The sequence below is a fragment of the Acinetobacter sp. SM34 genome, assembly GCF_022012365.1.
Classification (GTDB): domain Bacteria; phylum Pseudomonadota; class Gammaproteobacteria; order Pseudomonadales; family Moraxellaceae; genus Acinetobacter.
In genome coordinates, this window is the sequence record NZ_JAKLTP010000004.1 from 107252 (window position 1) to 121384 (window position 14133).

Consider the following 14133-nt stretch of genomic DNA (forward strand, 5'->3'; position numbering starts at 1 on the left):
TTGTATACTTAGTTACAATTTTTCAAGCCATTATTTTTTAAAATATTTTTTACTAAAAATCACCTTCGTATAACTTTAGTCGTATACCGTTTCCGTTGCTTCCCGCGCATATATAAGAGCAAGAAAAGATCAGTTTTTAGATTTCGAGCAAGTCATAAAAAACGCAGCCTAAGAAACTGATCATCATACACATTACAGGAATTTGAAGATGAACATTTCTGAAACCGGCCTTCATGATCTGGATCAATCGCAACAGTTTTACCGACAATACGGTGCCAATGCGCTATTACCTGAAATTCAGTGGAATGAACTATTTAAGTACAGCAAATTGGATGACACTCATATTCAGGCTTTGGACACTTTGTATCAAAGTGCAGTTCCCCTCGCCTTACAAGTCTTTGCCGATTTGAATTTCGATGTCTTTAGCCCTGCCGCCTATAAACCACAAGGCCTAGGATTATTTGAACGACTGGCAGAACAGGAAGACAAACTGGTTCAATCCTTGCAAACCGAGTCTCGGGACTTAAGCGATAGCGTGCGCCATCAAATCTGGAGCATGCTGTTACGCGGCGGTGCAGTGCTGGTGTTTAAGGCTTGGCTGGGTAAAGTCAAAACCGATGCCAATGTTTTAGATACCACCCAATTTGATGAATTATCCGATCTGCTGTTTATTAAAACCCCACCCTTGGATCTGGCCAGCCATCTGAGTGTTAATCCTCAGGCCAATGAAGATCATATTTTCCTGCTGTATGGCAATGATGTTTATCTGGACCGTTTTAACAGTCTAGAAACCGCAGCCTTATTTGTCGACCTAGGCGTTTATGATGCTGCATTTTTAAGTTTGCGCGATGACAGCGTGGCTGAATATCTGAAAGAAAAAGCATACGTGTCGCAGGAACAGATTGATGATCTGCAATGTGCATTAAATCCATTATTTTGCACCGACCACACCCCTAAACAAAGTTGTGTGGCCTAATTTTAAAGCTTAAAACTCATTTCAAAAGCAGTTTCAAAAGCACGTAGCATAAAAAAGGCACCTGAATGAGCTGCCTTTTTTATACAATTTTTATGTCATGCTGCATTCAACAACATTACATTTTCTTTTCTTCAATATTCAAGGCACTAATCGCCAATACTGCCTGAGTACGGTTTTGCACCCCAAGCTTACGGAAAATGGCGGTGACATGCGCTTTAATGGTTGCTTCAGAAACATCCAGCTCATAAGCAATCTGTTTATTCAGCAAACCTTCCGCCACCATCATCAATACGCGGAACTGTTGCGGGGTAAGCGACTGGATACGTTCTGCCAGTGCAGTTTCATCTGCCGCACGCGGGTCAAAGTTCATGTTGGCAGGCAAGTTTGGCGGCAACCAGATTTCCCCTTCCAGTACCTGACGGATCGCCTCACCAATATGGCTTGGATGCGCAGACTTCGGAATATAGCCCATCGCACCATGGGCTATGGCACGTTGAATAATGGACACTTCTTCATGCGCAGACACCACAATAATCGGAATGGACGGATATTGTGCACGAACATGCACCAAAGCCGAAAAGCCCGAAGCTCCCGGTAAATTGAGATCCAGCAAAACCAAATCTGGTTCCGGCCCATTATCTAAGCGTTCATAAAACTCATTTACTGCAGCTGTTTCCTGAATTTGCGCTTGCGGCAAGCTGTAACGAACAGCTTGAATCAAGGCATGACGAAACAGTGGATGATCATCAACGATTAAAATATTCATAAGCAACAACATGAAGGATCTTGTGCACATTAAGCTTATTCTAACCACACAAGGACTATTAAGGATATGCAATCAATAACTTTTTTCATCTAATATGAGATTATTTTCTCAAAAAACTCCTTTTTTTAAGGTTTTTCGAAAAATCATCAAACCTAATCATATTTTGATATAAATTTTATCGATCAGCTCAAAATGCTTATTACTAATGGATATAAATATAAAAATCAAAATATTAAGAGATGTAAAAGTCCATTTTAATGAGTTTATTCTTCATATCTTAAAATAAGATAACTTTTCTTTATTTGCTTATTTTACAGAATATGCCTGCTGTTGATTAATAAACATATTCCGAGATTTTATGTTTTAGGTTATTCGAAAATGTCTATTTTAAATGTACAAAAACCATTGAATATTGTGGCTGTATCAGGTGGATTAAACAATCCTTCTAAAACCGAAGCGTTGGTACAAGCGATTATTGATGAATTAGGTGAAGCCACTCCAATTCATGTTCACTTTATTAAATTTAGCGAAATCGGTTCTTTACTTGGCGGTGCAATTTACCGTAACCAGTTGCCACAACGTGTACAGGATGACCTGGCAGCAGTTGAAGCGGCAGATGCCCTGATTGTCGGCACACCGGTTTACCGTGCCTCATTTACCGGTCTGTTCAAGCACTTCTTTGACTTTGTAGAACAAACTGCATTGGTAGATGTACCTGTATTACTGGCAGCCTCAGGTGGCAGCGAACGTCATGCTTTGGTGCTTGAACATCAATTGCGTCCATTGTTCAGCTTCTTCCAGGCACAAACCTTACCGATTGGTGTCTATGCAACAGACCGTGACTTTACCCCTGAATATACCATTCACAGTGAACTGCTGCGTGACCGCATTACCCTCGCTGTAGCACGTGCATTGCCAATTCTTGAATGGGCACCTGCCAAAGGTCAACGTGCTGAAGTGGTAAAAGAGAAATCTCAGCAAGCCAACCAGAACCTGGGTATCAACAAGCAAATTGAACAGGAAGAAGTACTTCCTTCTGCTGCAGTGCCAAGCCTTGATGCTGCCGAAGCGCGCCTGCACAGCAAAAAAGCACCAAAGTCACAAGTCGCTTAACACGGTTACAAAAATTACATCCTGAGGGTATGCAAAATGTCGCTACAAGATAAAAACATTACATTTGCTTATTGGGTGCCAAACGTCAGCGGTGGTTTGGTGGTCAGTGATATTGAACAGCGTACAGACTGGAGTTATGACTATAACGTCCGTCTGGCGCAAGCCGCAGAAAAAAGCGGTTTTGAATATGCCTTAACCCAGATTCGTTTTACTGCCGGTTATAACGCGGAAAACCAGCACGAATCGGTCAGCTTCAGTCATGGCATCCTGGCCAAAACTGAAAAACTCAAAGTGATTGCTGCAATTTTGCCGGGTCCGTGGAAACCGGCACTGGCTGCCAAACAATTGGCAACCATTGACCACCTGACCAATGGCCGTATTGCCATTAACGTGGTCAGTGGCTGGTTCCGCGGCGAATTTGATGCCATTGGTGAAAAATGGCCTGAACATGACCAGCGTTACGCACGTTCTGAAGAATTTATCCGTAGCCTTAAAGGTATCTGGACTCAGGATCATTTCAGTTTTGATGGTCAATACTATCAATTCAAAGATTACACCCTCAGTCCAAAACCGGTGCAAAAACCGCATATTGAAATCTTCCAGGGCGGTAGCTCACGTGCAGCGCGTGATATGGCATCACGTGTATCGGACTGGTACTTTACCAATGGCAACACAGTGGAAGAGCTGAAAAAGCAGATTGATGATATCCGTGAAAAAGCCAAAGCGAATAACCATACCGTGAAAATTGGCGTGAATGCCTTCATTATTGCCCGTGATACGGAAGAAGAAGCGCAAGCCGTGCTGCAGGAAATTGTGGCCAAGGCCAATGTCCAGGCAGTGAAATCTTTTGGAGATGCCACCCGTGAAGCCGGGGCAGCAACATTGGAGGGTGAAGGTAACTGGGCAAAATCAACCTTTGAAGATTTGGTGCAGTATAACGATGGCTTTAAAACCAATTTGATTGGCACGCCGCAGCAAATTGCGGAACGTATTGTTGAACTGAAAGCAGTCGGTGTGGACTTGATTCTGTCTGGCTTTTTACATTTTATTGAAGAAGTTGAATATTTTGGACAAAAAGTGTTGCCATTGGTTCGTGAACTGGAAGCGCAACAGCTGGCTGTTGTCACGCCTAAGTCTGCTTAATCTCGGTAATCAAACAGACTGTACATGAACTCAAACTATAATAATCAAATGGCATTTCCAACTTTCCCTCAAGGCTCGGCTTGAGGGATTTTTTTTGCTTGTATAGCAGAAATTTTAAACTCAATAGGAAGATAGATTCTTGCCATCCTTTCTACTCCATCCACTATATTAGCCAGTCTTGTTAAATTTTTTAGCGCTTTCTTTCAGATGAGCATTGGAATTGATACCTTGGAGCCAAAAAGCAATAACCAATCGGCAACCAGAAAAAACAAGAACAGCATGGTGGCTGCTTCAACTAACTTTTAAAGTAAGGCGATAGCGGCAAAAAATAAGCTGGAAATAAAGATGTCTGCTCAACTTTTACTGCCTCTTGCGGGCTCTGCCATTGTATTGGCACTCACCGGATGTGCATCACCATCCAGGTCTCCCATTACCGACAGTTATGGTCCTCAACCGCATCTGCCTGAACCCAAGTCAAGTTTGTTTCCTACGGTCAATATCGCCCCGGCCACAGGCTGGCCTGCGGGTACCATGCCCACCCCGGCTCTAGGTTTGAAAGTTCAGGCCTTTGCCAAAGAACTGCAACATCCGCGCTGGCTGTATGTATTGCCAAATGGTGATGTGCTGGTGGCTGAAACCGATGCACCGCCCAAACCGGATGACAGTAAAGGCATTAGGGGCAAAATCATGAAACTGCTGATGAAGCGTGCAGGCTCATCGCATCCGAGTGCCAACCGCATTAGCCTGCTCCGTGACAGCAATGGCGATGGCGTGGCTGACCAAAAAACCGTATTTCTACAAAATCTAAACTCGCCCTTTGGCATAGCGCTGGTTGGCAATATGCTGTACGTGGCCAATACCGACTCGCTCATGCGCTTTCCTTACCAACAAGGTGCAACCCGAATTACAGCAAACGGTAGCAAAGTACTGGATTTACCCGGTGGTTCCCTAAACCACCATTGGACCAAAAATGTGATTGCCAATGCTGCGGGCAGCAAACTCTATATTACTGTGGGATCAAACAGTAACGTGGCGGAAAATGGATTAGACCAGGAAGCTGGCCGAGCCTTGATTATGGAATTTGATATTGCCAGTGGCAAAGCACGGCCATTTGCCACAGGGCTGCGTAACCCCAATGGTATGGACTGGCAACCGCAGAGTGGCATGTTATGGACGGTGGTGAATGAACGGGATGAAATTGGCAATGATCTGGTGCCCGATTACCTGACCTCAGTCAAGGATGGTGCTTTTTATGGCTGGCCCTATAGTTATTATGGCCAACATGTAGACACGCGGGTAAAACCACAAAATCCTGAGCTGGTCGCACGTGCAATTAAACCGGATTATGCTCTGGGTAACCATACGGCTTCCTTAAGCCTGACATTTTATACGGCTCAATTGATGCCGCAATATCGCAGTGGTGCGCTGATTGGTCAGCATGGCTCATGGAACCGTAAACCGCATAGCGGCTATAAGGTTATTTTTGTGCCCTTTCAAAATGGCCAACCTTCAGGTCAGCCGCAAGATGTATTAAGCGGTTTTTTAAGCGATAACGGAGATGCTTTTGGACGACCTGTTGGCGTAGCGGTTGATCGTTCGGGGGCGATATTGGTCGCTGATGATGTAGGCAATGTGATTTGGCGTGTATCACCCATCGGGACAATGATGGATAACCGGCCAATCAATAAAATGATTAGCCCTGCTTCTGCGAGTCAACTGCCTGTAAGTTCACAACCTGCTGTAGAACAGGCAGCAAAGTAATCATGGCTTAATAAAATGATATAAAAAAAGCCCGGCATCCTGCCGGGCTTTTTCGTATGGGTGAGTTAAGCATGACTCCTGTCTTGCTTCACGATCCTGGTGTATGAACGTTTTATTGTTGTTTTATGTTCCGGAACATCCTGTTCCTGTATGAATTCATCATAGGAAATAAACTCGGCTGCGCCCATCCGCAAAATCCTTAAATTGATGTGCGCCAAAGCGTACAGAGCCGGATAATTTTCATCCGTAGAATATGAGGATTCTTTCTGTCCTCGGAAGAATTAATAATCCACAAAAAATTATTAAATTGAATTTTTATTGATCAATTTTATTGACAGAACATTACATATCCGGCTAAAAAACACACGAGTTGTTAAAACGTGTGTTTTTTGATCTTTTTAAATTTAATTTTATTTGATTAAGTATTTGATAAATAAAAACTTTTAAAAATGCATTTCGTATAACCACCATTATGTTAAATGAGCTTAAATTCTATTAAATATTGATATAGCTACTTTATTTCTTAACATTCCAAGCTTTTAATAAACGCCAAATATTTTGATCTACAGTTTTCCAGTCTTTTAATGATTCGTAAGACATTGTCCATTCGATACTTACGTTCGGATAGAGAGGTGTTTCAACTTCTGTAGTCACTACAATTTGCTTACTTCTAGCATGTTGATGAATCTTCATTAAAAATTCAGAATGGTATGGATCTGATGCATGCCCTATACAATGATAAAAACGAGAAATATGAGATTTTAAATTTTTAAGTGAGTAGCACTCTAAGTCAAATTTTGTGAATAAATCTTTATCTTTGATAACTTCCTGTGATGTAAAATAATTTATCCATTCTCTTGGTGTTTTTTTATATTTAAAATATGTTGGATCAAGTGTACTACGATTTTGTAGTTGTACTTTTACTTGATTTTGATGATTTTTATCATAAAAATTATTAATTTCTATATTTTTAGCATTATTCAAAAGCAAGTTAAATTGCATAGGATGTTCAAAATCTGCAACGTTTTCGATTGTATCATCTTCATTTAGAGTTTTTATTTTAGGAATAAAGTTAATAGGAAACTGCCCAAGAAAAGGACTTGTCAAAACAGTACCTTGTGCAATATTTTTTTTATCACCTACAACTGTTTTTATAGTTAAATCAGATGAAATGCTCCAAATAACTAAATTCCCTTGTTTTGACTTATAAGGTTGAGATACAGGTTTTGGGCCGAATATTAGAGAAACATTCCATGACTCCAACAGACGCCATATTGCAGCATCCACCTCTTTCCATCTATGCAAATTACGTTTATCTATACTCCACTCTATTGTAATCCCCCCATATAAAGGCTCCCATGATTTTGCCAATACCCAATTACTTTGATCCCCACCCATATTCTTAAAAAGAACACCCACGTCTACTTTATGTTTTGATTGTCCATAGCATTGTAAACTATCTGTTGATTGATTACGCCAACACTGCATTCCATACTTATTTGAATTTTCTGCATTAAAATCATTCGGTTTATTTTTCAATCTGTAATTAATTACATCACTTGTTCTACCATCAAGCCTTGTATTTAGCAGTCTAACTTTTACTTGATCTGGATGATCTAATCCTTGATCACTATTTATCGTTCGATCTGTTGCATGTGCAGTTGAGCCATTGAGCATTAAATCAAACTCAAGTTGTCCATTAGAATAAGGGAATGGCAGACTTTCCGCTTCTACTACACTAATTTTTGGAAACTTTTCAGGTACATAATCTATTGGAAACTGACCAATATATTGTTCATGTTCTGGTTGATAAAATTCTGCTTCACATCTTTTACAATGTGTATCTGGAATATGAATACGCCTTGGTCCTAACTTAGCCTTAACAACCAAATGATCATTTTGCTTCCATGTCACAATATCTCCCTCTTTGGGAAGCACAGGTTTCTCTCGCTGGAAACATCCTGTGAGAAGAACCAAACATAAAGAGACCACTATCATTTTATGCATTATTTTTCTCTTGAATGGATTTTATTATTTTAAGTCGGAATCAGTTTAGTTTCTCTAAAATTAACATAATACACCTTATACGAAATGCAAATTTTATTCTTATATAAATCATTAATTTAAATCTTATTAAAAGCCTAATTTTCACAAATTAGGCTTTTTTAAGTGATTTTTCACGTTCCACGCTCTTAATTCATTTTTAAATCTAGAAGTAAAAAAAGGCCTCCATTTCGTAAAATGGCATTTTCTTATTTCATTACGAATAAAAACTCGGATCAGGAACTTTAGCCGTTAACACCCACTCCCCAATTTCCTGATATTTATAATCCACCGGATCATGCAAAGTTTGGGTACGGACATTGCGCCAAAAACGGTCCAGATTTAATTGGGCTGTAGTGGCACGCGCACCCATCACCTGAAAAATATTTTGTGTGATATATAGCGAAGTATTGGTCGCGGCAATTTTGGCAGTCGCAATGGCAATGGACACTTCACCGCGCTGTTCAGCAGTGAGATCATTACCTAGATCCCATGCCGTCTGTAAGCTCTGAACCGCTTTAGCTGCCAGTAAACGTACGCCTTCCAGCTGTACATAAAATTCGGCAAAGTGCTTTTGCGTAAACGGATCATTGACCGCATTTTCCACCAAAGATTTGGACCAGGCTTTCTGGCTCTGTACGGTTTGTCTGGCAGTTGCAAAAGCTCCTTCTGCCACGCCTAAAAACAGATGCACAAAAATCAGTTGCGCAATCAGCGGACGTAAACTCGAATACGGCGTACTCAGGGGTCCCGGATTGAGCAATAACTCATCTTTTTGGATTTTGACCTGCTCAAAATGACTGGTGCCGCTATCAGTCTGGCGTTGTCCCATATTGTTCCAGTCACCTAAAAAACTCACCCCTTCGCGCGCAGTAGGAATCACGCCAATCAGTAATTTGCCTTCATCGTTATAGCCCGAGCATAGCAAGATGTCGGAATCCACCGAACCCGAGCAAAAGCTTTTATCACCATGAAACACGTATTCGTTTTCCGAAATTTTTTCTGCTGTAGTCCGACGATCTAGCGGATTTAAGGTATTGCCCCAAAAAAGATTTTCTTTGGCTGTTTGCTCAAACCATTTGCCATACTGTTCAGGCTGTGAAAACAGTTGCACCGTCGCAATCAGTAAATGATGAAAGCCATAAACATGCGCCAGAGAACTGTCAACCTGGGCAATGGTTCGAATGGTCTGAAATACCGTTTTCCAGTCCGCGCCCTGACCGCCATATTGGGTTGGAATGGCAAGTCCCAGTAAACCACTTTGACGGATTAAATCACGTTCAAATTTAGGATTTCCACCTTGCTTGTCGCGTTCTGCAGCCGTGGTTGCAAACTGTTCCGCCAGTTGTTGAGCGATGTGTAATGGATTTGAATTTAAAAGTGGAGATGAAGCATTCATAATATGATCTGATTATTGCTATATTTTTAGCTTAGCAGATGATGTTTTGCTGCTTTATCTGAATGCCTGCTGTGCTTATACATAAAATAAAAATACCGTCTGAAAATGAGGCGGTATTTTTATAAATGACTTATTTATCAGGATAGACCGTCGCGATCAGGTTGTCCACCACCTGTGGGTCGGCCAAGGTGGAGGTATCTCCCAGAGTATCCAGTTCATTGGCGGCAATTTTTCTTAAAATACGGCGCATGATTTTACCGGAACGGGTTTTCGGTAAAGCCGGTGCCCAATGCAAGGCGTCCGGGGTAGCAACAGGCCCTAATACCTTACGCACCCAGTTGATCAGTTCATGACGCAGTTCTTCGGATTCCTCAAAATTTGCCTGTAAGGTGACGAATGCACAGATACCCTGACCTTTAATATCATGCGGCATACCAACCACTGCCGCTTCAGCCACATGCTCATGCGCCACCAAGGCACTTTCCACTTCTGCTGTACCCAAACGGTGGCCGGAAACATTCAGTACGTCATCGACACGTCCGGTAATCCAGTAATAGCCATCCTTGTCACGGCGGGCACCATCTCCAGTGAAATACGTCCCCGGATAAGTCGAGAAATAGGCTTCGATAAAACGTTCAGGATCACCCCAGATGGTACGCATCTGACCCGGCCAGGAATCCTTAATGATCAGGTTGCCTTCGGCTTCACCTTCAAGTTCCTTGCCTTCTGCATCCACAATGGCGGGTTGTATGCCAAACAATGGTCGGGTGGCAGAACCCGGTTTTAAATCTGTGGCACCCGGCAGAGGTGAAATCAGGATTCCACCCGTTTCGGTTTGCCACCAGGTATCGACAATTGGACAGCGGCTTTCACCGACCACGGTGTAATACCAGTTCCAGGCTTCCGGATTGATGGGTTCACCTACGGAACCGATCAGGCGCAAGCTGCTACGGTCGCTTTCACGGACAAAGACATCACCTTCACGCATCATGGCACGAATCGCCGTGGGTGCGGTATAGAGAATGGAAACATTATGCTTATCGACAATATGACCGGTACGCGCCCAGGTTGGATATTGCGGTACACCTTCAAACATCACCGTGGTGGTGCCATTGGAAAGTGGGCCATAAATCACATAGGAATGCCCGGTAATCCAGCCCACATCCGCAGTACACCAGAACACATCATCCTGCTTGATATCGAAGACTTCACGGAAAGTAGAGTTCACGTAAGTTAGATAGCCACCAGTCGTATGCAACACTCCTTTAGGCTTGCCGGTCGAACCCGAGGTATACAGAATGAATAGCGGATCTTCGGCATTCATCGGTTCAGGCGGGCAGATTTCATTCACCGACATGATTTCCATGTGATACCACAGGTCACGTCCTTCCTTCAGCTCAATCGGATTACCGGTACGGTGTACCACAATCACATGTTCAACCGATTCAGTCCCGGCAATTTTCAAGGCTTCATCAACATTGGCTTTGAGCAGAATCGGCTTACCGCCGCGCATTCCGGAATCGGCGGTAATCACCATTTTGGCCTGACTGTCTTCAATCCGGCTGGCCAGAGAATCTGGTGAAAAGCCGCCAAATACCACACAATGCACCGCGCCAATCCGGGCGCAGGCCAGCATCGCAATTGCGGCTTCAGAAACCATCGGCATATACAGCACCACCCGGTCGCCTTTTTTAATTCCATTTTTTTTCAGAACATTGGCAAAACGGCAGGTTTCATCATGCAGTTCTTTAAAGGAAATAATTTTATGCCGTGAAGGATGGTCCCCTTCCCAAATAATGGCCGGCTTGTGTGGATGTTCTTTTAAATGGCGGTCTAGACAGTTGGCACTCAAATTTAGCTGTCCATCGGCGAACCATTCAATCTTGAAATTGTTCTTGTCGAAACTGGTATTTTTGACCTGGGTAAAAGGTTTAATCCAGTCCAATTTTTTAGCCTGTTCAGCCCAATATTCATCAGGCTGCTCGATGGATTTCTGATAACGCTCGAAATATTCAGATTCATTGGTGCGAGCGGTTTTTTTAAATTCTTCTGGTACAGGATAGATTTCATTCATTGCTTACTTCCTTGATCTTATTCATCTCATCACGAGATGTTATGCCGCGTTATTGCTTTATTTATTGACTGCGTATTTACAGTATGGCGATTATTTTTCAACCGCTTCAATCATGCTTTGGTCGTAGTTTATTTATACAATTTAAAACACATACCCCTTATCATATTCAATCAAAAATATGGTTTTATTCGTATCTGATCTGTTCATTTAATCTTATAATTTAAGCAGAAAATACCGTTCTAACTTTGCAGAATACATCATTTTCTTATCTCTATCTTAACCGGAAAAGCGTATGAAACCGCAAGAATCGTCCCCCTTTTTTTCCCGATCTCAACCGGCCAAGGCAGATAATCCGCTTTCTCCAGAAGGGCGTTTCGGTCGTTTGAGTTCTATTGGCTGGTATGGGTTCGTGCATTTAATTGCTTTTTTTGCCACGATTGCCTTCAGTCTGGCGTTGGGTATTTTTAATGTGCATACCCTCTCTATGAGCAATCAGTTCGTCAATACTCTGACCGGAATAGCTGGACTAGGCTTTGTGGTGATACTGGTGCTGTATGTTTATTTCTTGATGGTGATTACGGTACGCCGCCTGCATGACCTGAACCGTAGTGGCTGGCTGATCTTGCTGTTTTTGCTGCCACTGGTAAATATTTTTATGGGACTGTATCTGCTTTTGGGTTCGGGCAGCAAAGGCATCAACAACTATGGCCTGCCGCGTGAAACAACGGTCTTGGAGAAAATATGCGCCTGGCTGATCATTATCATCACTGTGTTAAGTTTCTTGGCTTCAGGCAGCATCGTGTCTTATAGGTTTGGTGCCGGTGAACTGGAAATGCCACAAGGAGTGATTCAAAAAGGTACTGCATACTTTTAAACAGGCTGACAGTTTTCTCACAAAACTATAGTGAATGCCGCATATTGCTGGTTAAATTATTGCTGAGTTTCAGGCAAAATACCGGCCAATGATCATAATCCGGAATATCTGTGGCTGAACAAAACAATGCCTTGAATGATGTGACTCAAGGCACATCTCAACTCTTGCAAGAAGCAACCGAAAAAACCGCACAAACCGTGCTCGAACATACCGCAAAATACAATGACGCCTACTCGACCATCGATAAATTTGTCGAGGCATTCTGGGAACGTTTACCTTACATCTGTATTGCACTGGTGGTTTTTACCATTTTCTATTTACTGTCAAAACTGTTTAAATTTTTTGTCCGTAAAGCCTTGGCCGACCGCAGCTATACCAAACAGAATCTGGTCCTTGTTCTCAACCGGGTCGGTAGTTCAGCCATTATCTTCTTTGGTTTCTTGATTGCGATGGTGATTTCCATCCCGGGCTTTACTCCAGGTCAGCTGATGAGTGCCTTGGGGATTGGTTCGGTTGCGATCGGTTTCGCATTCAAGGACATCTTCCAGAACCTGCTATCCGGTATTTTGATTTTACTGGGCGAACCGTTCCAGATTGGTGATGATATCATTGTCTCTGGCATGGAAGGTACGGTAGAAGATATTCAGATTCGTGCAACATTTTTACGCTCACCGGATGGCCGCCGTATCGTGATTCCAAACGCTACGGTTTATACCAGTGCAGTCACGGTAAATACCGCTTATCAGCGTCGCCGCTGTGAATTTGTGGTGGGTATTGGCTATGAAGATGATATCCAGAAAGCCAAAAGCATTATCATGAGTATTCTGGACAAAGATCCAACCATTTTGAGCCAACCAGGTTTTGCAGTGAACGTGAATGCCTTGGCAGATTTCTCGATTAACCTGAATGTGCGCTGGTGGGTCGATACCACTGAAACAACTACCGCTGCTTCCATCAGTGAAGTTCAGGAACATGTGATTCAAGGTTTTGCTGAACACGACATTTCTATTCCTTACCCGGTACAGGAAGTGAAAATGTATCGTGGGAGTAATGATGCTGAAGTGACTGAATCAGCTCGTGCTAAATAAGCGCCCGAGTACGTAGGGAATTACGGTTTCGGTTCGAATAATACGGTTGCCTAAGCTCACCGCTTGGCAGCCGTTTTTTATCAGTAAATCCACTTCATAGGGAATAAAACCGCCTTCTGGCCCAATCACAATGCTACATGGATGATCAATCGCAAACGGCATTTTGATGTCTGCATAAGGATGGGCCACATAAGCCGGACATTCCGCAGTAATTAAACCTGGCAGCACATCTTCTACAAAAGGCTTAAAGCGTTTATAGATTTCAATTTTTGGCGCAATGGTATCGCCAGCCTGTTCCAGACCCAGTGTTATATATTGATCCAGCTGCTGTAAAAATGGGGTTTGCCAATAGCTTTTATCTACCCGATAGCTATGCAATAGAATAATTTTCTCTACACCCAGCGTGACGCTATCCATAATCAGGCGGCGCAGCACTTTTGGACGCGGCATGGCGACAATTAAAGTGACCGGTAATTTTGCCGGAACCATTTCTTCTTTAATGGGTTTTAATTTTATGGCGTGTTCTGTCACTTCGACAATTTCTGTGAGATAGCGTTGCCCTTCCCGAATCCCGACTTTTAGCGTGTCTCCGACTTGGATATCAACATGCGTGCGTAAATGCTCAAGCTGACGTTTGGCACTAATCGTCCAGATTTCAGATTCAGTTTGGCGGGGGTCAAGAAGAACAATATTCATAAGTTATAAATTCAACTCTTAAAAGCAAAGACACCTGCACAGCCACCTAAAATTTCATGACTTTATTTTACTTTGCGTAGGCATATTCCTACTTTTGACAGAGCAAAAGTAGGCAAAACTCTTTGTTAGGCTAATGGTAAGTCCCTTTACCATAGCCTAACGGCGGCATCCATGCCGCCTCCGCGAAATAAATTTCAACG

Annotated in this window: 11 protein-coding genes; 6 read left to right on the top strand and 5 right to left on the bottom strand. The window is 42.7% G+C overall.

Features of this window, described 5'->3' with window-relative positions:
* Positions 1 to 208: 208 nt before the first annotated feature.
* Complete coding sequence (locus LZZ98_RS04965; protein ID WP_237786906.1) at positions 209 to 976, top strand: hypothetical protein; 768 nt, start codon at positions 209 to 211, stop codon at positions 974 to 976.
* A gap of 115 nt (positions 977 to 1091) precedes the next feature.
* Here the strand turns inward: LZZ98_RS04965 and LZZ98_RS04970 are convergent, their stop codons facing one another.
* Positions 1092 to 1742 (bottom strand): response regulator, encoded by a 651-nt coding sequence (locus LZZ98_RS04970; RefSeq protein WP_086174782.1) that lies wholly within the window; start codon positions 1740 to 1742, stop codon positions 1092 to 1094.
* A 378-nt stretch (positions 1743 to 2120) separates the two neighbouring features.
* On the opposite strand from LZZ98_RS04970, the gene msuE reads away from it, so the two are divergent.
* From msuE to LZZ98_RS04985, 3 genes are all read left to right on the top strand, one after another.
* Entirely contained in the window at positions 2121 to 2855 is a 735-nt protein-coding gene (msuE, locus tag LZZ98_RS04975; protein WP_237786907.1) for an FMN reductase, read from the top strand.
* Between the two features lie 36 nt (positions 2856 to 2891).
* Positions 2892 to 3998, top strand: coding sequence for a dimethylsulfone monooxygenase SfnG (gene sfnG / locus LZZ98_RS04980; protein WP_237786908.1), 1107 nt, complete (start codon positions 2892 to 2894; stop codon positions 3996 to 3998).
* A 345-nt stretch (positions 3999 to 4343) separates the two neighbouring features.
* The gene (locus LZZ98_RS04985; protein WP_237786909.1) at positions 4344 to 5759 is read left to right on the top strand and encodes a PQQ-dependent sugar dehydrogenase; all 1416 of its coding nucleotides are present in this window, start codon (positions 4344 to 4346) and stop codon (positions 5757 to 5759) included.
* 516 nt (positions 5760 to 6275) lie between these two features.
* On the opposite strand, the gene LZZ98_RS04990 is transcribed toward LZZ98_RS04985, so the two are convergent.
* The 3 genes from LZZ98_RS04990 to acs all read right to left on the bottom strand — a co-directional run bounded on the left by LZZ98_RS04990 (position 6276) and on the right by acs (position 11275).
* Positions 6276 to 7673, bottom strand: a complete 1398-nt coding sequence (locus tag LZZ98_RS04990; RefSeq protein ID WP_237786910.1) for a hypothetical protein — start codon at positions 7671 to 7673, stop codon at positions 6276 to 6278.
* A gap of 346 nt (positions 7674 to 8019) precedes the next feature.
* Positions 8020 to 9201 carry an acyl-CoA dehydrogenase family protein gene (locus LZZ98_RS04995; protein ID WP_237786911.1) on the bottom strand — a complete coding sequence of 394 codons (1182 nt, stop codon included), beginning with the start codon at positions 9199 to 9201 and terminating at the stop codon, positions 8020 to 8022.
* Between the two features lie 130 nt (positions 9202 to 9331).
* The gene (gene acs / locus LZZ98_RS05000; protein ID WP_237786912.1) at positions 9332 to 11275 is read right to left on the bottom strand and encodes an acetate--CoA ligase; all 1944 of its coding nucleotides are present in this window, start codon (positions 11273 to 11275) and stop codon (positions 9332 to 9334) included.
* A 292-nt stretch (positions 11276 to 11567) separates the two neighbouring features.
* On the opposite strand from acs, the gene LZZ98_RS05005 reads away from it, so the two are divergent.
* Positions 11568 to 12149 (top strand): DUF805 domain-containing protein, encoded by a 582-nt coding sequence (locus LZZ98_RS05005; RefSeq protein WP_237786913.1) that lies wholly within the window; start codon positions 11568 to 11570, stop codon positions 12147 to 12149.
* 110 nt (positions 12150 to 12259) lie between these two features.
* Positions 12260 to 13237: a mechanosensitive ion channel family protein gene (locus LZZ98_RS05010; protein WP_237786914.1), complete on the top strand. Its 978-nt coding sequence runs from the start codon at positions 12260 to 12262 to the stop codon at positions 13235 to 13237.
* Here the strand turns inward: LZZ98_RS05010 and LZZ98_RS05015 are convergent.
* Entirely contained in the window at positions 13220 to 13933 is a 714-nt protein-coding gene (locus tag LZZ98_RS05015; protein ID WP_237786915.1) for a 16S rRNA (uracil(1498)-N(3))-methyltransferase, read from the bottom strand. The genes LZZ98_RS05010 and LZZ98_RS05015 overlap by 18 nt on opposite strands.
* Positions 13934 to 14133: the final 200 nt, after the last annotated feature.